The organism is Flavobacterium poyangense (assembly GCF_011751075.1).
In the GTDB taxonomy this organism is placed as follows: Bacteria; Bacteroidota; Bacteroidia; order Flavobacteriales; family Flavobacteriaceae; genus Flavobacterium; species Flavobacterium poyangense.
In genome coordinates this window covers 196,771-222,617 of sequence record NZ_JAALLN010000004.1, presented here as the reverse complement: position 1 = coordinate 222,617, position 25,847 = coordinate 196,771, and the positions used below count along the sequence as shown (strand labels likewise).

Below are 25,847 nucleotides of genomic sequence, written 5' to 3'. Positions count from 1 at the left end.
TTAATTAACTTAAGTTGGCAGTTGAATAATAATGTATACTGTAAAAAGTAATAAGTTTTGTAACTGATTACTACCTTATATTGTACAAATATAGTTGTGTCAGACTATTGAAATAGAGTAGCAATATACTTAAATTCTAGTGCTTCATTTAATAGCAAGAAAGTCAGTTAATTAAAATATACGCCCTTTCAGACTAGCATATCACACATACAGTATACATTTTACAACTAGCAACTTGAATTAATTAGTGTTTTATAATTGTAATCGGCTTTTTTTTTTTTGGGAAGCCGCTTTTTATCCTATTGAAATTGTTTTTTGTAAATAGAGTAGATGGTATCTATCGTTTTTCGGTCTAAAGTAGAAGTGGTATCAGTTTGAATGTAATGCAATTTAAAAGCCATTATAGCTGCCGATAGATTTTTTGTATTGTATCCGATAATGCGCAATGCCGGCTCAATTTTAAAATCAAAGGGAGCTTCTTCCAATATTTGATCAGGCCAGATTCCGAATCCTTTTTCTGCTAATGTTTTCCAGGGGAAAAAAGCACTTGGGTCGTGTTTTCTTCCCGGTGTTATATCAGCATGACCAATTATATTTTGAGTTGGAATATTGTAATCTTTTTTTAACCGGGTTAAAAGAGCAATTAAGCTATTGATTTGTGCTTCTGTAAAAGGTTTAAATCCGTTATTGTCAAGTTCTATACCAATTGAGCAGGAGTTTATATCTGTGTTTTTTCCCCATGAAGATATTCCGGCGTGCCAGGCTCTTAAATAATCATTTAACATTTGAACTACTTTTCCGCTTTTCGAAACCACATAATGCGCACTCACTTGAGTTTTTGTGTTTGTGAAGGTTTGTATGGTTCGCTGAATAGAATCTTGTGCAGTATGATGTATAATTATAAAATTAGGCTTCCTTAAGTTGAAATTAACCGTACTAATCCATTCTGTGTTGATACTATTGAGTAAAACAGTAGATCCTGTTTTTGATAAGGTGTCTTTCACGATTCCAAGTTGTTGCGCGTATGCACTTTCAATCATTACCGGACTAATAGGTGGTAAGGGCTTAGCTTCTTTACTTGTAATTTGATTTTCTAAAGTTTTTAGCTGCTCATCATAAGCTTTTTCTGTTTTTTTATAAAGATTTGATGAGCAAGAAATACCAATAATTGCTAAAATCAGATAGCACAGATTTTTTTTTGTCATAATGATTTTTTTTAAAATGGTGAGACATATTGCTGTATTGTTTGCATTGCTATTTGTAATGATTTTAATAGTATCAATTTGATCGGAATTTAATGAAATCTACTGTGTGCCATTCGACCAAATTTATTGTTGTAAATTTTAATTTTAATGTTGTTCAAAAAAATAAAATAAAAAAGGAATTGCCCTTTTTGTTTCGCTTATTTGATTTTGGGTAATGCAGATCAGAGATGTAATTAATTTAAGTTGCTAGTTATGAGTTGTGAAATGTAAGTATGAAATTTGATACTTTTTGTTCTGCAGCTTTATTTTTGCGAAATAAGCATAAAAGGGAATAGAGTTTATAGGAATTGTTGAAGTAAAGTAATTAAGAACAACTTCATTTTCAGTTCCTAAGTAAGATATTAAATCAATGAAATAAAACAGTTTTGTTTTTTACTTTCACAAGCATTCTATTCATTAAAGTTTGGTTTTTATAAAAAACGGAGAATTTCTAAGGCTCATCTTTCATTTTTTACATCTCACAACTAGCGACTTGAGTTAATTAATAGAAATGTAGCGGAAGATTTTTAGTTCTAGTGTTTTCTGATCTGTTTTTTTTATTGGATTTAGCTTGAGATCTGCTAAATTTAAATTGTTTCACAAAGCGCGATTACATATGATAGAAAATTTGCAATTGGGCAAAGCAAAAAAAAATGCATTTCTAAATTAATAGAAATGCATTTTTTCTTTTGAGTCAACTATAGTTATTGAATCTGTTTTTTATAAATAGAGTAAATGGTATCTATCGTTTTTCGGTCTAAAACAGAAGTAGTGTCAGTTTGAATATAATGCAACTTAAAAGCCATTATGGCTGCCGAAAGATTTTTTGTATTGTACCCGATAATGCGCAATGCCGGCTCAATTTTAAAATCAAAAGGAGCTTCTTCCAGTATTTGATCCGGCCAGATTCCGAATCCTTTTTCTGCTAATGTTTTCCAGGGAAACAAAGCGCTTGGGTCTTGTTTTCTTCCCGGCGCGATATCAGCATGTCCCAATATATTTTGAGTTGGAATATTGTAATCTTTTTTCAGCTTGGTCAAAAGTGCTACCAAACTACCGATTTGCGCTTCTGTAAAAGGTTTAAATCCGTTATTGTCAAGTTCAATACCAATTGAACTTGAGTTTAAATCTGTATTTTTTCCCCAGGTAGAAGATCCTGCATGCCAGGCTCTTAGGTAGTCATTTAGCATCTGAACTACTTTTCCGTTTTCAGAAATTATATAATGAGCACTTACCTGTGTTCTCGTCTTCGTAAAAGTATTGATTGTCTGTTGAAGAGAATCTTGTGCGGTATGGTGAATAATTATAAAACTTGGTTTTCTTAAGTTAAAATTAACCGTACCAATCCATTCTGTGTTAATACCATTGAGCAAAACAGTAGATCCTGTTTTGGATAAGGTGTCTTTTACAATCCCTAATTGTTGCGCATAGGTGGTATCAATTACTACCGGGCTAACAGGAGGTATAGGTTTGGCTTCTTTACTTGTAATTTGATTTTCTAAAGTTTTTAGCTGCTGATCGTAAACTTTTTCTGTGTTTTTATAAGGATTTGTAGAGCACGAACAAATAATAATTGCTAAAAGCAGATAACATAAATGTCTTTTTATCATAATCAATTACATTTTGGAATTTAGGTTTAGCTAATTATTCTTGAACTTTTTCAGTTTGAATGTCTTCTTTTATTTCTTTATTTTCTTTAGCCTCTTTTTTCTTTTTTGACTTTGATTTTTTAATCTCTTTAAAATCAGCCATAAAAGCGTTGTATTTTTCAATCTGATCAGGATTAAGGAAAGCGGTTACTTTTTTGTTAGTACTCTCTTTTAATGCTTTCATTTGTTCCATTTTCTGATCTTGACTGCTGCTTTCATTTTTTAACAGTATACCTTGTTCTCTTAGACTATCAGCAAAAACATTTGTAATGGCAATAGCCTGAAGTTCGTCAAGATTTACAACCGGTTTCATCTGTTCGGTAATTTTAGCTGCTATTTCTTCGGCAGGGACTTCTTTAGGTTTGCTGGGAGAGCTTTGCGGTCCTGCCTGCATCATACTTCTGTCCATTCCCATTCCGCCACCTCTTCCGTAGCCACCACCACCGTAACCATTGTTATATCCGTTTCCGTATTGAGCAGAAACAGCATTAACGCATAATAACGTAAAAACTAAAAGAAATAAAGATTGAATAGATTTCATAAAAGTGTTTTTGTCAAAAGTTAGAAAATAGATACCGTAAATTTAAGCAGGTTCTCCGTATAAATCAAATTCTGTCGCTTCAATTATCTTGATATTAACAAAATCGCCAGTTTTTACGTAATGTTTTGAAGCATCAATTAAAACTTCGTTATCAACATCAGGGCTGTCAAATTCCGTTCTTCCAACAAAATGAGCGCCTTCTTTTCTGTCAATGATACATTTGAAAACTTTTCCAACTTTTTCCTGATTCAAATCCCATGAGATTTGAGATTGTAATTCCATAATCTCATTTGCTCTGGCTTGTTTTACATCGTCCGGAACATTGTCTTCAAGCAAATAGGCATGGGTGTTTTCTTCATGCGAGTAAGCAAAACATCCCATTCTGTCAAATTTCATTTCCTGAACGAAATCTTTCAAAATTTCAAAGTCTTCCTGAGTTTCACCCGGATATCCAACAATTAAAGTTGTTCTAATGGCCATGCCCGGAACGGCAGCACGGAAATCTTTTAACAATTTAGTCGTTTTTGCCTGTGTGGTTCCACGACGCATTGATTTTAAGATAGAGTCTGAAATATGTTGTAGTGGAATATCAATATAATTACAAATTTTAGGTTCACGTTTCATTAATTCCAAAACGTCCATTGGAAAACCGGTAGGGTAGGCATAATGCAAACGAATCCATTCGATACCTTCTACTTTTGCCAATTCTTCTAAAAGTTCTGCAAGATTTCTCTTTTTATAAAGATCAAGACCGTAATAGGTAAGATCTTGTGCTATTAAGATTAACTCTTTAACTCCGTTTTTAGCTAAACCTTGTGCTTCTTTTACCAATTTTTCAATCGGTTGCGAAACATGAGAGCCACGCATTAAAGGAATCGCACAGAAACTGCAAGGTCTGTCGCAACCTTCGGCAATTTTTAAATAAGCGTAGTTTTTTGGAGTTGTAGTTAAACGTTCTCCTAATAATTCATGTTTATAATCAGCTCCTAATGCTTTTAATAATAGAGGTAATTCTGTTGTACCAAAATATTGATCTACATTTGGAATTTCTTTTTCTAAATCGGGTCTGTAACGTTCCGATAGACATCCGGTTACGAAAACTTTGTCAACGAGTCCTTTGTCTTTTTTATCTGCATATTCCAAAATCATATTTACTGATTCTGCTTTTGCATTGTCAATAAAACCACAAGTGTTGATTACAATAATGTTTCCTTCTCTCTCTACAGGAGCTTCATGCTCAACTTCTTTTCCGTTTGCACGAAGTTGTCCCATTAGGACTTCACTATCATAAACATTCTTCGAACACCCAAGAGTGATTACGTTAATTTTGTTCTTTTTTAAAGACTTGGTTCTCATACTTTTATAAATTGGAGTGCAAAATTACACTTTTTTATTCAAACACCGCTTGTTTCGGTTTGTTTTAGATGATTTTTGTGTGGCTAATTCTATTATTTATGCGGTCTTTTTCTAATTTAGGAGGTTAAATAAAGAATGTAACTTCTGTTAGGGTAAAAAAAATCCGTCAAGTTACGCCTGACGGAAATTTCTAATGATCTATTTTGATTTCTAATTACAATTCAAATAATAAAGTCAAAGTGACATTGTTTAGCTTGGATGTGATATTTGCTCCGTCGGTAAATCCGGTAGCGAAAAATCCCTGATTGAACTTTTGTTCTAAATAGGAGTAGGCTAAATCTACTTTCGTGCCACCAAAATTATAACCTAAACCACCAGAATAGCTGTTCAGATCACCAATTGTTGTTTTGTTTTTGTATGGACTGCCTTCATAACGATATCCGCCACGCAAACTCAATTGTTTTATTTTATATTCCGCACCGATTCGTAATTCTCCGGTATTGGTTAGGGTATTGTTTATTTCGCTGTTTAGACTTCTGAAACCCGGATCACTTGTGGGTTTGTATTTTGAGTTACTGTAATCTTTAATGGCATAATCGATACTGATTAAGCCGGATTTTCCAAATACATAAGCACCGCTAAAAGTCCATTTTGCTGGAGTCTGTAAGGTGTATGGTTTGTAAACATTTATTACATTTGGATTGACAGTTGCGTCTATTGGTTGTCCGCCGGTTGCTTGTCTTGTGGTGTAAAGACTTTGAGATATTTCGTCGTTAAGCTCGTACCAAGTGTTAGATTCGTAAGCTAAACCAAGACGAAGAGATTCTGTGACTTTAGCAATAGCACCAAGTTGAAATGAAAATCCGTTTCCGTAAGTGTATTGATTGTTGTTGAAACGTAATTTTGATATGGTTTCGCCTGTTTGGAGTGCGTTGTTATTGCTTTCGTAAAAACTGCTTGACCTTCTGAAATCGGTGACGTGGACATTTAGGTTTGCTCCTAAATAAAGACGGTCTTTATAGGTGGTTGCAATATTAAAGGTGGCTTTGCTGTTGTATCCGCTAGTGTAAACCTCATTTGTCTGGGCGTAATTACCTCCGGAAGGGACGCCGGAGGTGTATTCTGTGTTGCTGTCGTTTGAGCTTGTAGGATAAATAACTTTCCCGTTTAATCCCAAGTAAGCTTGTTGTTCATCGAAGAACTGGTCTCTGTAGTCAATGTTTTTTATGTCTCCTAAAGAAATTCCGTTGGCGTAAGTTAAGAAATACTTGTCAATAGAGTTTCTTGGATTGGTTCCGGCAGAGAAAATGTTGTTATCATAATTATTTGTATTCTCGTAAGAGACACCAATAGTGAACTTTTTCCAATCGCTGTTGGGATTTCTATCATGAAAAACAAAAACACCTCCAGCTTGATTTAGAAGAAAAGAGTTGTCATTGTCGCTTGTTTGGGTTCCGAAATAATTGGAATTGTTTTTTTTGCTTTGATTGCTTAAGGTTATGGTTGCCTGATTATTTAAGAATATTGCTGATCCTGCTGGGTTTACGGTTATAGCGGATAGATCACCTCCGACTGCTCCAAAAGCTCCGCTCATTGCTCTGAATCGGGCAGTCCCGGTAAGGTTGTCTTGTGTGTAACGCATCGCATCTGAAACTTCTTGAGAATGTGAGACGCTAACAGTTAGTCCTGCTATAAATAGTAAGAATATTTTTTTCATTTGGTTTTGATTTTAGATGATTTTACAGTTGTGTTGAAACGGAAGGAGGTTATCTTCTGCCTCCACCGCCACCGCCGCCGTAGGATCTTCCGCCGCCGCCTCCACCGCCACCGGATCTCATGCTTCCTCCGCCACTATTCATTGAACGTGATGGACTTGGAGAGTAACTTCTGGTTGGAGCGCTGTTCGTGCTGTTGTTGTAGTTATAGGTTCTGTTTGTTGTGCCGTTGTTGTAAGATCTTCTGTTTGAATAATCAGTACTATTGTTTTGACCTTGTGTATAAGTTCTGTTGGTGTACGTAGGACCTGTTGTGGTTCTTCCGTTTGTAGATGAACTTCTTCTGAAATCGGTATAGTCGCTTCGTCTGTTGGTGTTAGAGTAACTTCTGTCGGTACTGTAACTTCTGTTTGTGAAGTTTCTGTTGCTGTAGTCTCTGTTGGTATTGGTAAAGTTTCTATTGCCGTAGCTTCTGTTACTGTAGCTTCTGTCGGTATAGTTTCTGTTACTGTAACTTCTGTCGCTGTAACTTCTGTTGCTGTAGTCTCTTCCACCGTAGTAAGATGCAGAGCCTCTTCTTCCATAGTTATAAGCATAATTGTTGTATCCGTATCCATATACGGGTCTTCCCCAGTATCCTGGATAGCCTCCCCATCCCCAAGCAGATCCCCAGTATCCAGGGTAGCCCCATCCGTATCCGGGATAACCCCAGTATCCGCCATATCCCCATCCGAATCCATAATATGGGTAGCCCCATCCCATAGAAAGTCCCCATGACCATGTAGTGTCAGGGTAGTAATTGATAGCAACTTCGGTGGTACTGCTTCCCCATGCAGGGTATGATGCAACAGCGGTTTGCGTGCTGTCGTTTTCAGCATAATTACCGTAATTGTCTACATCTGTGAAAATTTCGGTAGGTTGATTGTCATTTTGCAACGATCTGAAGTAATCTTTATACTGATTGTTGGTATTTGTAGTAGTAGTTTGTGCATAAGTGCTTCGTGTAGTACCGTAAATACCATCATTATCATTATAAGAGGTGTTTTGGTAAGAACCACACGATGCTAGTAGAAAACTCAATAATCCGATTAGGTAAAAATGACTTGAGTTTTGACGGAGTGAAATAGAAGTTTTCATATCTGTGGTGTTTTTTATTGTTGCACATTACAAAAATAGTTAGTTTTGTCAAACTATTTAGTTAAAAAAAAGTAAAACAAAATTTGTGCCAAACTATTCAATATGAGTAAGAACCTCACTACAAGATCAGAAGATTATTCGAAATGGTATAACGAGCTGGTTGTAAAAGCAGATCTAGCTGAAAACTCAGGCGTTAGAGGCTGTATGGTTATTAAACCGTACGGGTATGCTATTTGGGAAAAAATGCAGGCTGAGTTAGACAGGATGTTTAAAGAGACAGGGCATCAGAATGCGTATTTCCCTTTATTTGTGCCTAAAAGCATGTTTGAAGCGGAAGAAAAAAATGCAGAAGGATTTGCAAAAGAGTGTGCTATCGTAACACATTATAGATTAAAGAACGATCCGGATAAACCCGGAAAGCTAATGGTGGATCCAAATGCGAAATTAGAGGAGGAGCTTATTGTTCGTCCGACAAGTGAAGCTATTATTTGGTCTACTTATAAAGGATGGGTGCAATCTTATAGAGATTTACCTTTGTTGATTAATCAATGGGCTAATGTGGTGCGTTGGGAAATGCGTACTCGTTTGTTTTTAAGAACGGCTGAGTTTTTATGGCAAGAAGGGCATACGGCGCACGCTACAAAAGCAGAAGCTTTGGAAGAGTCTGAGAAAATGATGAATGTTTATGCGGACTTTGTAGAGAACTTCATGGCGATTCCTGTTGTTAAAGGTATAAAAACCGAAACAGAACGTTTTGCCGGTGCAGATGAAACTTATTGTATTGAGGCATTAATGCAGGATGGAAAAGCATTGCAGGCCGGGACGTCACATTTCTTAGGCCAGAATTTTGCCAAAGCTTTTGATGTGAAGTTTGCTAATGCAGAAGGGAAACAAGAGCATGTGTGGGGAACTTCATGGGGAGTTTCTACTCGTTTAATGGGGGCATTGGTTATGACACACTCTGATGATCAAGGATTGGTTTTGCCTCCAAATTTAGCGCCTATACAGGTTGTTATTGTTCCTATTCATAAAACAGACGAGCAATTAGCACAAATTACCGCTGCTGTTAATGAATTAGTGGCAAAATTAAAGAAATTGAAGATATCGGTTAAATATGACGACAGAACTACTCAAAAGCCAGGATTCAAGTTTGCGGAATGGGAATTGAAGGGAGTACCTGTTAGAATTGCCGTAGGACCAAAGGATTTAGAAAATGGAACTTTTGAAGTTGCCAGAAGAGATACTTTGACAAAAGAAGTGGTTGCTGCTGAAGGAATCGTGAATTATGTAAATGATTTGTTGGAGCAGATTCAAAACGACTTATTCAATAAAGCTTTGGATTATCGTAATACGCATATTACAGAAGTAAATAGCTTTGAAGAGTTTAAAGAAGTTTTAGATGGTAAAGGTGGTTTTGTGTCCGCTCATTGGGATGGAACTGCGGCTACCGAAGAGAAAATAAAAGACCTGACAAAAGCAACAATTCGTTGTATTCCTTTGGATGCTGTTGAGGAGCTGGGAACCTGCGTGTTAACAGGTCAGAAATCAGCGCGAAGAGTATTGTTTGCTAAGGCTTATTAAAAAAATATATTTTTTTTTAGTTCAGCTATTGCGCAACTTAAAAATAGTTGTATCTTTGCATCCGCATTAGAGAAACAACGGTCCGTTCGTCTATCGGTTAGGACGCCAGGTTTTCATCCTGGTAAGGGGGGTTCGATTCCCCCACGGACTACTTTTTTTTACTGCGAATTAAGTTATTTACTTAGTGTTTTGGTCCGTTCGTCTATCGGTTAGGACGCCAGGTTTTCATCCTGGTAAGGGGGGTTCGATTCCCCCACGGACTACAATTTCAATTGCTTAAATTGAAGAAAACTTAGAAGGGAAATTGGTCCGTTCGTCTAGGGGTTAGGACTCCAGGCTTTCGTCCTGGTAACAGGGGTTCGATTCCCTTACGGACTACAAAAAAGAATTATAAAAAAGGTAAAAAAATAATAAAATGGCAAATCATAAGTCAGCTTTAAAAAGAATTAGAAGTAACGAAAAAAGAAGAGTTCTTAACAGATACCAACATAAGACTACTCGTAATGCAATTAAAGCGTTAAGATTGTCTACTGAAAAATCTGATGCTGCTTCAAAATTATCAACTGTAATTTCTATGATTGATAAATTAGCTAAGAAAAACATCATTCACGATAATAAAGCTTCTAACTTGAAGTCTAAATTAACGAAACATGTTGCTAAATTGTAATTAGATACAATTTATTAAAGATATAAAAAGTCCTCTTTTAGAGGACTTTTTTTGTTTGGGGGTCTTCGGCTTCGCTCAGACTGACAATGTGAATTTAATGTGATTTAAGATTTGTTGGGATTTGGGGAACCGCAAAAAAAGTAAATTGGATATGTCGCTCCTCCGGAGCTTAATGTTGTTATTTTAAATGAATCAAGCTCAAAAGTTGTGGGCTTTTTATAAAAACCTGTTCTTGTGTTAAATATCACAGTTTGTTTAACCGCAAGGGTCGCAAGAATTTTTGTTAGCTTTTATTGCAAAGAGCTCGTAAAGTATTAATACAAAGCAAAGTATTTTGCACGCAGATTTTGCAGATTAAGCCGATATTTGTTTTGTGCTTAGATAAAAACAATCTGAATAAATCTGCATGAAAAAGTTTCACTGCAAACATAGGAGCCTGCAAAGCTTTTGTCGAAACTGCTATTTTTTATCTTAGCGAACCTTGCTAAAACCTTTGTGGTCCTTGCGGTTAAACAAACATGATACTCTCGAAGATTTTTATCTCTCCACAGTTTTTCGTGTTGATCCTTTTAAATTCTATCTATAGATGTAACGCCCCTCCGGGGCTGTCGTTTTATTGTAAGTAGGAATGTTAAGAATAATGTTTAATGTTCGTTGGGATTTGGTCTTCGGCTTCGCTCAGACTGACAATTGGGAATTTAATATGATTTAAGATTTGTTGGAATTTGGGATTTAAAAAGATTGGAATTTAAAACAAGCTAGGGTTCAATCTTTTTCTTGAGGTATTCAAGCATTGGTTGTGTGACGGGTTTGGAGAGGAAGTCTATAATGATGGGGTATTTTTTTGCTTTGGCCAAATCATCAGGGTCAATGGTGGAGGATAATACAATGACATTAGCTGTGTTGAACTCGGCGTAATCCGGAGAGGTGAAGTGATCCAGGAACTCCCAGCCGCTCATCACGGGCATATTAAGGTCTAAAAAGATTAATTGCGGTTTTTTATTGACTTTGTTTTTGCAGTTGTTGTATTTTAAGGTGTTAAAGTGATGTAATGCTTCTTCGCCATTTTGTGCTGTGATAATTTCATTTGAAAATGAAGACTTTGAAATTACTTTTTTGCATAACATTAACGTGATTGGATCATCGTCAATGCATAAAATTTGCTCAAGCATAATGTTAATTTTTAAATGTTATTGTAAATGTAGTTCCTTTATTGACTTCGCTTTCAATGCTTATTGTTCCTCCCATGGTTTCTACCTGTGATTTTACAAGGTACAAGCCTAGTCCCTTGCTGTCAGGGTAGTTGTGGAATCTCTGATAGAGTCCGAATACTTTGTCTTTGTTTCTCTCCAGGTCTATTCCGATTCCGTTGTCTTTGAAGGTTAGTATAGCTTTGTGATCGATTTGTTCAGCGACTATGGATATTTTTAACTTTCTGTTTTCTGATTTGTATTTGATGGAATTGGTCAGAAGGTTGAGTAAAATACTTTCAATATAGGCTTTATTTGTGTTTAATAATGGAACTCTGTCGAATTTGAGTTTGATAATTGGCTTGTGCAGTTCTATCTGAAAAGACAATTGGCTGAAGACATTTTCAAAAACTTCTTTTAAAGAGACTTCTTCTTTTTGCATCGAAGGGTTGTCTTTGATGATAATTACTTTTACTAAGTCGTTTATGGTCTCGTTTAATAAATGTGTCGATTTGTTGAAACCGGCTAAAATTTCTTCAAGTTCAGGGTTTTCTATCGGAATATCCTCTATTAGATTTAAAAGTCCGATTAAATTAGAAAGCGGTGCTCTTAGATTGTGCGATGTTATATAAGAGAATTGTTTTAAATCTTTGTTGTTTTGTGTTAGTTCACGAATCAGATGTTCTTTTTCTGTTTCTAGTTTTTTCTCGTCTGTAATGTCTCTTTGAATAGAAATCCAATGAGAGATAATGCCTTCGTTGTTGAAAATCGGAATCATAGAAAAACGAACCCAATATTCTTCTTTTTGTTTGGTGTAGCTGATGGTTTCTATCAGACACTCCTCTTCGTTTTTGATTGCTTTTAACAGTTTTTTTAACTCTTCTGAATCTGAATTTGGTCCTTTGTTAAAAATATTTGTTGACTTTCCTATTATTTCATTTGGCTGATAGCCAGACATCTGTGAGAAGGCAGGATTGATGTAAACTATTTTAGGAATTCTTCCGCTTGCTGAATTCGCTTCTGTAATTAATATTGAATCTTTAGATTGTGTGATTACGGTTTCTAAAAGCTTTAATCGTTGTTCTTCTTCTTTTTGTTTTGTGATATCCTGAATGGCTCCGATCATTCTGATGGCTCTGCCGTTTTCGTCTTTCAATAAAAATCCCCTGTCTAAAACATATTTATAAGTTCCGTCTGCACATCTGAAACGATATTGATCTTGCCATTTCTCTGTTTTCTGTTCGATAAAAGAATAAAGTTTGATAGACATTCTGATGCTGTCTTCCGGATGGATTTTGTCAAACCACCATTTTGATGTTTTACCTACTTCTTTATGATTGTAACCGAAAACACTTTCTATTCCTTTGTTCCATCCGATGCTGTCTTTTTGAATTTTCCAGTCCCAAATGGTATCGCTTGTTGCTTTTGCTACAATGTCATATTTTTCATTTGATTCTTTAATGTCTTGATTTGTTTTTTTTAATTTTTCAAAGATTGCAACATTTTTACTTTCGTTTTTTGCGAGTATGTATTTGAAAATAAGACCGGTTATTAATATGAATAAAATGTCTTTAATGAAAAATAAATAAAAATTTTCTTTGGAAGAAATAAAGCCGGCGAGTAATTTATGACAGATTATAGCCATAAATAACGAAATGATAATGTAAATTAGAGTAATTTGGATAGTTTTACTTTTCATCACTCAAATATAGTTAAATTAACCATAATTGAACAATAATTAAAGGTCATTTTAGAGGTTAAATTTACATTGATTTAAAGAACTAATTGCTTGTCTGTACGCAAACTATCGCAGAAACGTTTTTTATATCAAAATAAAGTGTACCTTTGCACCCATTAAAAATCACAGATGGAATCTATTAGAAACATTGCAATTATTGCCCACGTCGATCACGGTAAAACCACTTTGGTTGATAAAATTATGTATCACTGTCAATTATTTCGTGACAACGAAAACACAGGTGATTTAATTCTTGATAATAACGATTTAGAGCGTGAGAGAGGTATTACTATTACTTCTAAGAACGTATCGGTTCAATATAAAGGAACTAAAATCAATATTATTGACACTCCTGGCCACGCCGATTTTGGAGGTGAAGTAGAACGTGTTTTAAACATGGCCGATGGTGTATGTTTGCTAGTTGATGCTTTTGAAGGGCCGATGCCACAAACGCGTTTTGTACTGCAAAAAGCTATTGATTTAGGTTTGAAACCTTGTGTGGTTATCAACAAAGTTGATAAAGAAAACTGTACTCCTGAAGAAGTTCACGAAAAAGTTTTTGACTTAATGTTTGAATTAGGTGCTACAGAAGAACAATTAGATTTCCCAACTGTTTACGGTTCTGCTAAAAACAACTGGATGTCTGATGATTGGAAAAACCAAACAGAAAACATTGAACCATTATTAGATATGGTTATCGAGCATGTTCCTGCTCCTAAAGTATCAGAAGGTACTCCTCAAATGTTGATTACATCTTTAGATTTCTCAGCTTTTACAGGACGTATTGCTATTGGTCGTTTAGAAAGAGGCGTTTTGAAAGAAGGGATGCCAATATCTTTAGTAAAAAGAGATGGTACTGTAACAAAATCAAGAATTAAAGAATTACATACTTTTGAAGGTCTTGGACGTAAAAAAGTACAAGAAGTAATTGCCGGAGATATTTGTGCGGTTGTTGGGGTTGAAGGTTTTGAAATTGGAGACACTATCGCTGATCATGAAAATCCTGAAGGTTTGACTTCTATCGCTATTGATGAGCCAACAATGAGTATGTTGTTTACTATCAATGACTCTCCTTTCTTTGGTAAAGAAGGTAAATTTGTAACTTCTCGTCATATTAGAGAAAGATTAACAAAAGAATTAGAGAAAAACTTAGCGATGAAGTTAGGTGAAACTGATTCTGCTGATAAATTCATGGTTTTTGGTCGTGGTGTACTTCACTTGTCTGTTCTTATTGAAACAATGAGAAGAGAAGGGTATGAGTTGCAAATCGGTCAGCCACAAGTTATTATCAAAGAAATTGATGGTAAAAAATGTGAGCCAATCGAAGAATTAACAATCGACTTACCGGAAAACCTTTCAGGTAGAGCGGTTGAATTCGTTACAGTTCGTAAAGGTGAAATGCTTTCTATGGAAACTAAAGGGGAGCGTATGATCATTAAATTTAATATTCCATCTCGTGGAATTATTGGATTGCGTAACCAATTGCTTACTGCAACTGCTGGTGAGGCGATTATGTCACACCGTTTTATCGGATATGAGCCTTACAAAGGAGAAATCTCTGGTCGTAACAAAGGTTCTTTGATTTCTATGGAAAAAGGAAAAGCGATTCCTTATTCTATCGATAAATTACAAGATCGTGGTAAGTTTTTTGTTGAACCAAATACTGAAATTTACGAAGGACAGGTAATTGGAGAAAACTCTCGTAGTGATGATATGTGTGTAAACGTAACGAAAGAGAAAAAACAATCTAACGTTCGTTCTTCCGGAGCTGATGAAAAAGCGAGAATTATTCCTCCAATCATTTTCTCTTTAGAGGAAGCTTTAGAGTACATTCAAAAAGATGAATATGTAGAGGTTACTCCAAAATCTATTCGTTTGAGAAAAATCTATTTGACAGAAACGGATAGAAAAAGATTTAAAATCTAAATTTTTTTAAATTCCAATATAAAAAATCCCAAATTCCAATTTATGGAGTTTGGGATTCTTTTTTTACTCTGTATTTTAGTTAGCCGCGAATTTCACGAATTTTCGCGAATTAAATTTTAAGACTTAGGAATAATCCCTTTAATTTGTGGCAACTCTATTTTTTTTTGCCACAGATTTCACAGATTAGAAGGATTTGTTTTTTTATTTATAGCATGTCTTTCGGCTTCGCTCAGGATGACATTGCTCTTCGGCTTCGTGCAGGATGACAAGTTGGAATTTGTCCTTCGACTTTGCTCAGGATGACAAATTGGTATTTGGAATTTATTTAAGTTATCTTTTTAAACTAAAATGCCCCTTAATGTTTTTACCATTCACAAAAATTAAACTAAACCAATAATCGTCAGAAGGTAGGGGTTGACCGTTGAATTGGCCTGTCCATCCGGAGCTGTTTTGATTCATTTGTTTTAATAATTTCCCGTAGCGGTCAAAAATAGAAAGGGTATAGTCGGGAAGTTGATCTAGGTTTTTGATTGTCCATAAATCATTGGCGCCATCTCCATTTGGAGTAAAAAAGCGTGGGTAATCTAAAACGTATAACAGAAACGAATTTGAAGGTCCACAGCCGTTTTTGTCGATGGCAATTGCATGATAAATTCCGGGTCTTATTCCGGTGAATAAAGGGTTGTCTTGAAAATTTATTCCGTCTAATGTGAATTCATAATTTCCGGCTCCGGTATATTTTATCAAAACAGAATTGTCATTTCCTGAAAAATCTTTGATAACAACATCAGTAATAACAGCAGGTTCGGATAAAATTACTTTGAATTTTTTAGTTTTTTCGCAACTGTTTATATCAGTCACTTTTACGGTATAATCTCCGGGGTTAGAAACTGTGATTTTGTTACTTGTATCTCCTGGGCCTGTTGACCAGGTGTAACTGTCAAAGCCCGGATCTACTGTTAAATCAGTTTGCTTTCCTTTGCATAAAGGGACAGTTTCATCTTCAAAATTTAGCGGGTCGAAAACATTTATAACAAGGTTAATTGGGGTAATGTCGTAACAATCAGCTCCGTTGAGAACTCTTGCGTAAATGGTTTGTGAATAAGCGGTCGTATTTTTGAAAATATTCGGTACTGCATTTTCTTCCAGTACAGCATCGTTAGCAGTAAGGTAATAGTTTGCGTCTAGTCCGCTTGGTAGTCCTGCGGTAAGTTGTGGTGTGACTTGTGCTTTGAGATCGAATTGATAGAATCCATCAGGAGTACCATCATAGTCACATATTTTTATAGGGTTTTGATTGGGAATAGTTGTAGTGGCAATTTGCAAAGTGACTTCAGCAATTTTATAACAGTTGTATTGATTTTCAATTCGGGCAAAAACGACCTGATTAGCACTTTTATTGGTGTATTTCTGCGGATTTGCAATGGGGTTCGTTTTGGCTTGCGCATCGGCTAAGAATTCGTAATATCCATTGTTTGTATTGGTTGAAATGTTGTTTTTTATGATATTATCTACTTTAGTCAAATTAAAGATTGAAAAACCATCGGTATCATCATCACATTGTAAAAAAGAAGTATTTGTTGAAAGTATTTCGGGAGCATAATCAATTTTGATTTCTCCATAGGATTTACATGCTGTAGCTTTTAGTTCAGCTTCAATTTTATAAGTTCCGGCAGTTGTTACTTCAAAGGTTGAATTTGTACCTAAAATAGTGGTAGGATCCTCTTTTTTAAACCATTTAAAGTTGTAATCGGCGATGTCCAGTTTGGAGTCTAAGAGTACCTTTTCACCAAAACAAGCAGGGTTATTGTCTGTAAGCGTGCGATCTTGGCCTAAATCAATCTTAGAAAGAAAACTTCCGGCTTCCAGAAAAATGGCCGACTCTAAATTTCTATTTTGATCGTCGGCGATTACAAGTTTTACATGATAGGTTTTTCCTGAGATTACGGATGATTGCGCAGTCATGACCACAGTTTGTCCTGCATAATTTACCGGACTGGTATTGTTATTTAAGCCATTAAAATAGTTTAGGTTTGAAGCGGGGCAACCGGTGTACGAAATTCCGCCTGGTCTTGTTCCCGGTGCAATTTGTGGACGTATGTTTACAGAAGAAACAGGAGTAGTAGTTTTGGGTAGGACCGCTAAATTGGTGTAAGGGTCAGCTGTTCCGGCTTCTTTAATTAAAAACGCAAATCCGTCGGAATAGTCGCAGGGGTAGTTATACTGGTATTCATTTGAGGCAAAAATATAATTAAAACTCAATGAATTGGCGGTAGCAACAAAATCAAATTCCAATACGGTTGCATTTATTGATTTAATGCCCAATGTTTGGTCGAGATCAGTATCACCTTTCCAACTGTCGCTGTCGGTGCTTACAAGCTCGCTGACAAACGGGCCAATGGCACTCTGGCTTGTAGATGTTGCGAGTACAATTCCTTGTTCAAAAGGGAAATTGCTTCCATTTCTGTTAAAGTAGGCAAAACTTTGTCTTCCGCCGGGTCTAAAAGTATCTCCCAAACCTGTTGCGTTTGAAGCAGCAGCGCAAGAACTGGTAACTAAAACATCTTCAATGAGAAATTTTGGTGATTTTTGATCGTCAATAGTTATTTGCGCATTTACTTTTGTAGATGCGCAAATACTAAAGAGGACCAATAAAATGGGTTTTAGAAAGTTCATAGCATAACAAATATACTACAAATCTCTATTTTTTAATAATTTGTAAGACGAATAGATAAATATAAATGTCCAAATTAAAACAATCAATATTGGAAGGTAGTTTACGCCATAATCTTTGGTATTTTCAACCCCTATTTGTGATCCAATAGTTTTTACTACGTTTAGTCTTGAAAAAGGTTCAATGATTAGATTTGACATTGCTTCTAAAGGGAAAAATTGCATGATGTAATCACTAATTTTACTGTTAGGGAAAATTTGAAAAGCCAAAACTCCTTTAATAATACCTTCTGCGATGCTCCAAACAAAAAGAAATCCTAACGCAAATGCAGATCGTTTTACCAAGATCCCTAAAAATAAACAGAAGGAAAAGAAACCAGTTAGTTTGACAAAAAAGGCCAAAAGATAATCCAGATCGGTGAAAATAATTCCGAACTCGTTGTAGGAAGAAAAACACAGTCCCAAAATTAAGCTCATGATGAAAACAAAAATGGTGGAGCAGAGTGCAAAAACAACAACAGTTAAGAATTTAGATAATACAAATTCTTTTTTGCTTAAACCATCGATAAGATTTTGTTTTAAGGTTCCATAACTATATTCATTGGCCATCATAGAAACAATAACAATGGCAAGGAAAAACTTCAGTATAGCGGCAACATAAGTGTTAAAATGCCAAATAAAAGGGAAATTGAAAATTCCCATTTCTGCTAAGTGAAATTGGAAAACGCCTAAATTAAATTTGATCGAAGCAATTAGGGCTATAAACGAAAGCAAAATAAAATAGGTTAATGTAAGGACTCGACTGGCTTTGTTTTTCCAGATTTTTTGTAATTCTATAGAGATAAGTCTTTTCATGGTTTAGTTTTTTTGTGGGGTGGCATTTTTGGTTAATTCTAAGAACTGTGCTTCTAAACTGTTTTTGCGTTTTACCAGATGGCTTAATGCAATGTTTTTAGAGAATAAATACAAATTCAGTTCAGAGGCTGATAAATCGGATTTTAGGTACACCAAAATTTTTCCTTCTTCTTCTGTGAGGTGGTCTACAGCTGGATGTTCACTTAGGGCATTTTTCAGGGCTTGGTTATCATTGGCCTGAAGCTCGAAGAAACCTTCATTGGCAGACATGGCGTCAACAGAGCCGGAGTATAAGATTTCTCCTTTTCTCAGGACGATTACATGCGAACACACTTTTTCAACTTCGTCTAATAAATGGGAGGCCAGTAAAATAGTGGTTCCCTGTGAAGCAATTTTGCGAATAATATCACGAATCTGGTGAATTCCCTGCGGGTCTAAACCATTCGTTGGTTCATCTAAAATTAAAATTTCAGGATCGTTTAACAAGGCCGATGCGATAGCCAGACGCTGTTTCATACCCAAAGAAAAAGTGCTGAATCTGCTGTCTTTTCTTTCTGACAGACCTACCAGATCCAGTTTTTCATTAATTTTAGAATAGTCAATGTTTTTTATTTTGCAAACCAATTTCAGGTTTTCTTCTGCCGTCATATAAGGATAAAAGTTAGGTCTTTCTATAATAGCACCTACTTTTTTTAAAGCATCGTGTGTTTGCATTTGTCCATTAAACCAGCTGTAATTACCTGATGTTCGGTTTACAACATTCAGTACAATACCCAGAGTGGTAGATTTGCCACTTCCGTTGGGACCCAGTATGCCATAAACACGGCCTTTTTGTATTTCAAAAGATACATTTTTCAAGGCTTGAATACGCCCGTATCTTTTGTGAAGATTTTCGATAGTAAGGATGGTTTCCAAAGTTATTTCAGTTTTAGTTTGTAGTATGACGATTCAAGCTTCTTATTGTTACGTCAGATTTTAAAATTAAGATTATAATTTTATATCTGTCGAATGTATTTCGTGAAATTATGCCTAACACATAGAAACATAGCTTTTATTTATGAAAAAGAATTTAAAAGAGAAATTCGTTTCTATCACATAGTCAAGCTATGTTTGTTTAAATAAGTGGAATACCCTTTTTTTTGTTTTTTAATTTATGTTTTTTTATCCGTACCAAGTATTTTCTCAGGCAGATTTGCTCCGCCAGTTTGTTATCGCTCAGGTAGCAGAATACACTGCTTTTTGTTTTAGGGTCCAATAATACAATCTGAACAAATCTGCTAAATCTGCGAGAGAAACTTTGTAGGTTATGTGTTAAAAAATAATTAGCCCTCAATGGAGTAATTTACTGTAAATTTGTATTAAAGATATTCAAAATGAGTGAGCCTTTAATGGTTTTGAAAAAACCGTCTTATCCTTTATTACCATCTCTTTTAAGTTACCTGGGACGATACGATAGAATCTCGAAAGTGTCCGTGTTCTATGATGACTTATTGCGATTTTCCGGTTCTGTAAATGTCTATGATAAATATGAAACAGACACCTTATGGATTCGGGTGTATTACAGTGAATTTGAAAGAAATGAAATCGATTTAAATTTAAAGAAAATCTATTCTCTTTTGCATTCTGATGGTAATAACGAGATCATTCAGTTTTTGAATATTGACGCCATTGATTATTGCACATTCGGAAATTCGAAACCATTCCGGATAAAAGTCCGAAACATTCTCAATGACAACTACGTTCATTTTTACATTAAAAAAGCAGATGCTTCCAGAATTTACGGACTGGAATTAGAGGATATCCTTTCGCCGGATAAAATCAACTTTTTGGTTTATAAAGATACTTTAATCGAAGAGCATATTATCGGGATTCCGGGTGATGTTTTTATGGAAACTTTGTTGCCTAATTGTACAGAGATGGAAAAATCCCAAATAGCAAAAGAGTTTGTAAAGTTTAATGAACGCTGTATGATTAGGCTTTTGGGGGATATGCGGGCGTATAATTATGTAATTGTGCCGATTCATGATTTTGATCAGGTCGTTTATAAAATTCGTCCCATAGATTTTGATCAGCAATGTTATGAAGGGAATTTTAAAGTTTATCGTCCTCAGTTTTTTAAGGAAAACTATCCGATGATTCAATTGATTAAAGAGAAGCTCGAAGAACGTTCGATTCTTCAATATAAAGATGAAGAGAGAGCTATTCTGGCAAAACGTATTCACTCTGCTGAAAACAGGATCAAAAAGTTGTTGAATATTATGTGTCATGACAGGATTTCGACAGAAGAACATCTGAATCAACTAAAAATGGAATTGTATCGTTATACCAATGATATGAAATTTAAAAATGCCAAGTCGATGGGGCATATTATGTTTGCTGCTTTTGAGTTTATTACACGTAATTTTAAAAATACTAATTTAGTTTAAAGGTTTTTAACCGCAAAGGGCACAAAGATTTACGCGAGGTTCGCAAAGGGTTTGTACCACAGATTGCACAGATTTTATGGATTTTTTGTTTGATTCTTAATCTTTTTAATCCATTAATCTGTAGCAAAATAATTTAAAAAATATATTCTTATGAAAAAGTTATTTCTGTTTACCGTTTCTATTGTTTTATTAGCTTGTCAACAACAGTCAGACAATGATTTAAAAACACTTTTTTCACTTCCGAAAAAGCTAAAAGAAGTTTCCGGAATTACCTATTTTCCTAAATCTAATTTGATTTATACTTTAGAAGACAGTGGGAATGCCAATGAAATTTATGCATTAAATACGGATGGAAAAATAAACAAAACCATTACCATTACAAATGCAACAAATGTAGATTGGGAAGACATTACAAAAGATCAGACAGGAAATATCTATATTGGAGATTTTGGGAACAATGATAATGCACGCAAAGATTTGTGTATTTATAAAGTGGCTAAAAACGAATTGAATAAAGATAATGCTGTTTCAGAATATAAAATTTCCTTTTCATATCCTGAACAAAAAGCGTTTCCACCAAAGAAAAAAGAAATGTTTTTTGATGTTGAAGGTTTTTTTGAATATCAGAACAATTTTTATCTATTCACCAAAAACAGAAGCAAGGGGTTTGACGGGACTGCTTTTATCTATAAAATTCCGAATGCTCCCGGAACTCAAAAAGCGACTAAAATTGGTGAGTTTAAAACGTGTGACAACTACAATCATTGTGTTTTAACAAGTGCTACCATTAGTCCTAACGGGAAAAAAGTAGTTTTGTTAAGTCATGATAAAATTGTTTTGTTCAAAGGTTTCAAAGGAGATTTGTTCCATAAAGGCACTCAGACTGAAATAAAGCTGAATCATTTTTCACAAAAAGAAGCTATTGTTTTTAAAGACAATACCACCTTACTTATCGCCGACGAAAAAACGAATAAAGTAGGAGGTAAGGTTTATGAGTTTAAATTGAAGTAGGGAGGTGTTTGTTGTGAGATGTGAGATGTGAGATGTGGGTTGTGAAATGTAAAATGTATCGGTGTTTGTTTTTAACACATAGAAACATAGTTTTGCGAACGGTAAAAGGCGTTTTACTTGTTTAAATACACTTAGTTTGGCTATGTGATAGAAACGAGTTTCTTTTTTATATTCTTTTTTTAAGCCAGAGAAATCTATGTTTCTATGTGTTAAATATTTTTTTTCGAATTACACTAACGAGTTATAAGTATATTTTCTACCAGTTATAGGTTGTGTGTAAAGCAAAGTATGTGTCGTTAAAACTCAAAAGTGAGATGTAAAATGGCAATTACCATTTTGCATCTCACTAAAAAAAAACTTTGTACCTCTGAACCTTTGTCTCTTTGAACCTCTCTAAAAACTATAAGCGGCCCCAAAAATTACACGACCAACTTCGTCTGGTGATTTGAAATAAGAAATTCGGGCTGTGATTGTGTTTACTGCATTTATCCAAAGTCCGCCACCATAATCCTGATGCCATTTTCTGGAATTTTCTCCCTCAAGCCAAATTCTGCCATAATCAAAACCTGCCAAAATTCCGTAGGTTAGGGGTACAATGGTGCGTTGAATTTTGCCGAGTGAAAGTCTTAAATCACTACTTTGAGAAAAGTAAGAATTACCTAGAAAGCGTTCGTTTCTATAGCCGCGTAAATCTTTATCACCTCCTAATGTCGCTCCTTGGTAAAACTCATAATTATCATTAAAAATTGCTTTTCCTTTGAGGTAAGTTGCTAAAATAAGTTTTCCGTTTTTGTCAATTTTGTGTGTAAAACCTAAAGTACTTTCCAATGAAGGGAAGTTTTGCTTGGTATCGTCTAAATTGGTAGTCCAACTAGCTTCGATGGCAAAAGCCATTCCTAGAGTTGGTTTTGCTTTAAAGTCAGAATTTCTAAAACTGTATTTTACTTTTACTCCTCCAAAAAGGTTGCTGTTAAAAACATCCGGATTGATACTGTTTGGGACATTTATGAATCGGTTGTTGGTTTCTTCCACTTTCATTTGTTCTAAAAAGGGTTTGAAACTAAATTCACTTCCGTAACGCCCGACATGTCTGATGGCTCCGGCAACTTTAAATTGCTGAATACGAACTCTGTTATAATCCATGTCAAATTCCTGATCTTTATTTTCGGATTCATTTCCGTAACCAAAATAGTTGATGGCAAAATTGGGTGTGGTGTATTTTGATTCGACATCAATAACCCATTTTCCTAATAATCCGGGAAAATGCGCATCGTAAGTAAACTCAAGACCTCCGGTAGCAAAATAATAAAAGCCGTTTAAATTGTGTTTTTGCGTATAAGGATTTTGTTTGAAGTTGTTAACGGTATAGTTTATATTGAAACCTAGTTTTACCCCGTCGTCCGGGTTGTAACCAATGTTAGGAAGCCCTGAAACTGAATTGTATTTGGGTTTTTCGTAATTATATGAGTTTACATCGTAATCATCTGTTAGTTGTGTTTGCGTTTTAGAATCCAGATTATAGGTGTTTTGTTTTGATTTAAAATCATATACGATCACCCGTTTTCCATTTTCAATATTGTAAATATCATCGTTTTGACCTCCAATTAAACGAATCTTTATATTTGATTTGTATTTTCCGGTTACCTGAAAAGTATCACTGTCATCTAAACCATATATCCATAAATTTTTAGTTTTGTCGTCGGTGATGTTTTTGGTGTAAATTAATTCATCGCCTTCTTTTTTAGCTCTGTAAACCTGGATTTCGATGCTTTTTTTAGCCTTGTGATTGATCACAAATTTGTCTTTTTTGTCTGTTCCGGCAATCATTACGGTATGACTCAAAACATTAAAATAAGTGGAGGCATATTGTTGAAGCTCTTTTTTTCTGTTTTTCAGTTTCGCTTTTATGTCTTCGATGGTTTTATCCTGAACTTCCTTTGGCAGTCCTTTAAACGCATGATCAATATCGCTGTCAGTTAAGTTTTCCTGAATAAATCGGGCCTGAGCTAACCAGTCTTTTTCGTCTGAAGTTTTTAGAAATGCCAAATCAAGCGGGTAAGGTTCTCTGTTGAACCATTTCACATTATCGATTTTGTCCTTAAAACTACGCATATGGCGAAGTGCCGGAATGTTCATTAAAAGAGAAAGTAAGGTTCCGTCATATTTTGTAAAAGCCTGATCGCGATCGCGCGGAATTGGTTTATAGATTACCTTACCATCTTTTTTATATTCTCCCCAACGCCATTGATCATTATGACGGTCCCAATCACCAATAAGCATATCAAACAAACGAGCTTTTATATATTCGTTTTCGTCAACGCTGTATTTTTCATCTTTATGAAGATTCAGCATCATATCGGTAGTACTGATAATGTCGCTCGGATTGCCAAAATTTTTGGCGTCTAAATGGTTGCTCGAAGGTCGTTCTTCTACCATGTACAAAGCATCTCCAAAATTAGAATTGTATTCTTTTAAAGTGTTTTGTTTCGGAATGTAATACAGCACCGGATTTGTATGAGACAAGCCTAATTTATCGGCCATATCACCAACGACAAAAGGGGTGTATGGGTGAGAGGTTGTATAAAAATCCAATAAGAAATTTTCAGCATAAGTATCCTGAAAATCATTTACAATATACTGATCTTTAAACGCAACAGCTTGTAAAAACTGTGTAGCGCTTTTTTTCATGGCGCGCATGACATATTCCCTTCCTTTAGAGTCAGACATTCGTAAAGAAATAGATTGATGTCCACCGCCCTCTCGGATAGGTTTCAAACCTCCCATAAGAGTGTCCAATGTGGCTGTTTTAGCTTCAATGGGCAGGCTGTAATATTTTCTGTAATGCTTCCCGAATAAAAAGGAATGAACCAAACTCTTTTGTGTCATTTCTTTCGTGTAAATGGAAGTGGTAACGGTTGGCGGAAAAGTATTCGGCGTATCTGCCCCCCAATTAAATTCCTTAGCCTTTATAATTTCATGTTCAAAAAGCTTTTTTTCTGTATTGTTTTCATTGGCAAAAAAGGCCACTTTAGCATCACCACTTTTAAATAAAGTCAGCACAGCATAACCATTGCCTCCATACGAAAAATCATTTGCATTAATTGCTCTTGCTGCTTCTGATTTTGAACCTGCTCCGCTGATGATCTGTTTGATGTTTTCTTTATTAACATATTGTAGATTATGATCGTGTCCCGAAACTACAATTACATTTTTTTGCATTTGTAAAAGGGTCTTGATTCGCTTGGTATAAGTTGTATATTCTTTATTTTGAATATCCTGAGGGCTTATACCGGAGGTTTGACGTAATAAATTTATAAAAGAACCTATAATAGGAAGCGGGATTTTCTGTTCTAAAGGAAATAATTGTTTTTCTAATGAAAATTGCCCTCCATGTGATCCGTTACTCATTAAAGGATGGTGAAGTGCTATAATTACCGTTTTCTCCTGATTTTTATTGAGGAGGCTTTCCAGTTCATCAAAAAAAGCTTCTCTGGTTTTGATCTCACAATTGTCATTTATAGTGGGGTGGTTGTCCCAATCTTCCAAAAACCATTCACTGTCAATAGCTATCAAAGTGGTGGCATTGTCAATTTTATAGTCTTCAATAGCGCAGCTTTTTCTGGGTAAGAATGCTTTTTTATCATTGAGATAGTTGGTTACAAAAGCAGCTTGTCTTTCCAGTCCTTTGATACCGCTGTACCAATCATGATTTCCCGGAATAACGATTGTTTTTCCTTTAAATCCTTCAGTTATTTTTAATTGATTGGTAAGTTTTGTTTCGGCTAAAGCTTTCTCAGTCGGATTGTCTTTAGAAGGAAAACCTTTTGGATAAATATTATCGCCTAAGAAAAGTAAAGTGGCTTTTTCACTTGAATTTTTTAGTTTCTCATGTAATAATTCCAATGTTTGTTTTGCTTGTGTCTGATCTGCATTTCCAGCATCTCCAACTAAATAAAAAGTATGCGCAATTTTTAAGGTATCAGTTGCGTTCTCGTCTTTAACGGCACTTACATTTTTCCCGTATTGTGGTTTATGAGTTGCACAGGAATTTAGTAAAAGCAGTAAAGTTATGATTGCTGAATAATTTTTAATTATAGCAATAAAAGCATTATCCGAAAACAATTTCATAATTTCGTGG

Annotated in this window: 17 protein-coding genes and 3 tRNA genes; 8 read left to right on the top strand and 12 right to left on the bottom strand. The window is 35.1% G+C overall.

Features of this window, described 5'->3' with window-relative positions; all coding sequences use genetic code 11:
- Window positions 1–299 precede the first annotated feature (299 nt).
- The 6 genes from G3A47_RS10510 to G3A47_RS10485 form a co-directional block, all read right to left on the bottom strand.
- Entirely contained in the window at window positions 300–1,205 is a 906-nt protein-coding gene (locus tag G3A47_RS10510; protein WP_166922116.1) for an N-acetylmuramoyl-L-alanine amidase, read from the bottom strand.
- Window positions 1,206–1,948: 743 nt separating this feature from the next.
- Complete coding sequence (locus G3A47_RS10505; protein ID WP_166922115.1) at window positions 1,949–2,854, bottom strand: N-acetylmuramoyl-L-alanine amidase; 906 nt, start codon at window positions 2,852–2,854, stop codon at window positions 1,949–1,951.
- A gap of 34 nt (window positions 2,855–2,888) precedes the next feature.
- Complete coding sequence (locus G3A47_RS10500; protein ID WP_166922114.1) at window positions 2,889–3,434, bottom strand: hypothetical protein; 546 nt, start codon at window positions 3,432–3,434, stop codon at window positions 2,889–2,891.
- A gap of 42 nt (window positions 3,435–3,476) precedes the next feature.
- A complete protein-coding gene (gene rimO, locus G3A47_RS10495; protein ID WP_166922113.1) occupies window positions 3,477–4,790 on the bottom strand; it encodes a 30S ribosomal protein S12 methylthiotransferase RimO in 1,314 nt (437 codons plus the stop codon).
- A 214-nt stretch (window positions 4,791–5,004) separates the two neighbouring features.
- Window positions 5,005–6,507: an OmpP1/FadL family transporter gene (locus G3A47_RS10490; protein WP_166922112.1), complete on the bottom strand. Its 1,503-nt coding sequence runs from the start codon at window positions 6,505–6,507 to the stop codon at window positions 5,005–5,007.
- Window positions 6,508–6,556: 49 nt separating this feature from the next.
- Window positions 6,557–7,642, bottom strand: coding sequence for a hypothetical protein (locus tag G3A47_RS10485; RefSeq protein WP_166922111.1), 1,086 nt, complete (start codon window positions 7,640–7,642; stop codon window positions 6,557–6,559).
- 102 nt (window positions 7,643–7,744) lie between these two features.
- On the opposite strand from G3A47_RS10485, the gene proS reads away from it, so the two are divergent.
- The 5 genes from proS (at window position 7,745) to rpsT (ending at window position 9,890) form a co-directional block, all read left to right on the top strand.
- Window positions 7,745–9,223, top strand: coding sequence for a proline--tRNA ligase (gene proS / locus G3A47_RS10480; protein WP_166922110.1), 1,479 nt, complete (start codon window positions 7,745–7,747; stop codon window positions 9,221–9,223).
- 79 nt (window positions 9,224–9,302) lie between these two features.
- Window positions 9,303–9,374, top strand: a tRNA-Glu gene (locus tag G3A47_RS10475).
- A gap of 40 nt (window positions 9,375–9,414) precedes the next feature.
- Window positions 9,415–9,486: transfer RNA gene (locus G3A47_RS10470), tRNA-Glu, on the top strand.
- 43 nt (window positions 9,487–9,529) lie between these two features.
- Window positions 9,530–9,601, top strand: a tRNA-Glu gene (locus G3A47_RS10465).
- A 37-nt stretch (window positions 9,602–9,638) separates the two neighbouring features.
- Window positions 9,639–9,890: a 30S ribosomal protein S20 gene (rpsT, locus tag G3A47_RS10460; RefSeq protein ID WP_047778428.1), complete on the top strand. Its 252-nt coding sequence runs from the start codon at window positions 9,639–9,641 to the stop codon at window positions 9,888–9,890.
- Between the two features lie 758 nt (window positions 9,891–10,648).
- Here the strand turns inward: rpsT and G3A47_RS10455 are convergent.
- Together G3A47_RS10455 and G3A47_RS10450 are read right to left on the bottom strand one after the other, a co-directional pair.
- Window positions 10,649–11,062 carry a response regulator gene (locus G3A47_RS10455; protein WP_166922109.1) on the bottom strand — a complete coding sequence of 138 codons (414 nt, stop codon included), beginning with the start codon at window positions 11,060–11,062 and terminating at the stop codon, window positions 10,649–10,651.
- A gap of 4 nt (window positions 11,063–11,066) precedes the next feature.
- The gene (locus tag G3A47_RS10450) at window positions 11,067–12,779 is read right to left on the bottom strand and encodes a PAS domain-containing sensor histidine kinase (RefSeq protein ID WP_166922108.1); all 1,713 of its coding nucleotides are present in this window, start codon (window positions 12,777–12,779) and stop codon (window positions 11,067–11,069) included.
- Window positions 12,780–12,947: 168 nt separating this feature from the next.
- Between G3A47_RS10450 and typA the strand changes: the two genes are divergently transcribed.
- Window positions 12,948–14,744, top strand: a complete 1,797-nt coding sequence (typA, locus tag G3A47_RS10445; protein WP_166922107.1) for a translational GTPase TypA — start codon at window positions 12,948–12,950, stop codon at window positions 14,742–14,744.
- Window positions 14,745–15,074: 330 nt separating this feature from the next.
- Here typA and G3A47_RS10440 read toward each other — a convergent pair whose 3' ends face one another.
- From G3A47_RS10440 to G3A47_RS10430, 3 genes are read right to left on the bottom strand one after another with little or no spacing between them, the layout of a single operon-like run.
- Window positions 15,075–17,420 (bottom strand): T9SS type B sorting domain-containing protein, encoded by a 2,346-nt coding sequence (locus G3A47_RS10440; RefSeq protein WP_166922106.1) that lies wholly within the window; start codon window positions 17,418–17,420, stop codon window positions 15,075–15,077.
- Between the two features lie 15 nt (window positions 17,421–17,435).
- Window positions 17,436–18,272 carry an ABC transporter permease gene (locus G3A47_RS10435; RefSeq protein WP_166922105.1) on the bottom strand — a complete coding sequence of 279 codons (837 nt, stop codon included), beginning with the start codon at window positions 18,270–18,272 and terminating at the stop codon, window positions 17,436–17,438.
- Window positions 18,273–18,275: 3 nt separating this feature from the next.
- Window positions 18,276–19,187 (bottom strand): ABC transporter ATP-binding protein, encoded by a 912-nt coding sequence (locus tag G3A47_RS10430; protein ID WP_166922104.1) that lies wholly within the window; start codon window positions 19,185–19,187, stop codon window positions 18,276–18,278.
- A gap of 458 nt (window positions 19,188–19,645) precedes the next feature.
- Here G3A47_RS10430 and G3A47_RS10425 point away from each other — a divergent pair, with 458 nt between their 5' ends.
- Both G3A47_RS10425 and G3A47_RS10420 read left to right on the top strand, forming a co-directional pair.
- Window positions 19,646–20,698, top strand: coding sequence for a hypothetical protein (locus G3A47_RS10425; protein ID WP_166922103.1), 1,053 nt, complete (start codon window positions 19,646–19,648; stop codon window positions 20,696–20,698).
- Between the two features lie 150 nt (window positions 20,699–20,848).
- Entirely contained in the window at window positions 20,849–21,709 is an 861-nt protein-coding gene (locus tag G3A47_RS10420; protein WP_166922102.1) for an SdiA-regulated/phytase-like domain-containing protein, read from the top strand.
- A gap of 393 nt (window positions 21,710–22,102) precedes the next feature.
- Here G3A47_RS10420 and G3A47_RS10415 read toward each other — a convergent pair whose 3' ends face one another.
- Window positions 22,103–25,837, bottom strand: a complete 3,735-nt coding sequence (locus G3A47_RS10415) for a metallophosphoesterase (RefSeq protein ID WP_166922101.1) — start codon at window positions 25,835–25,837, stop codon at window positions 22,103–22,105.
- Window positions 25,838–25,847 lie beyond the last annotated feature (10 nt).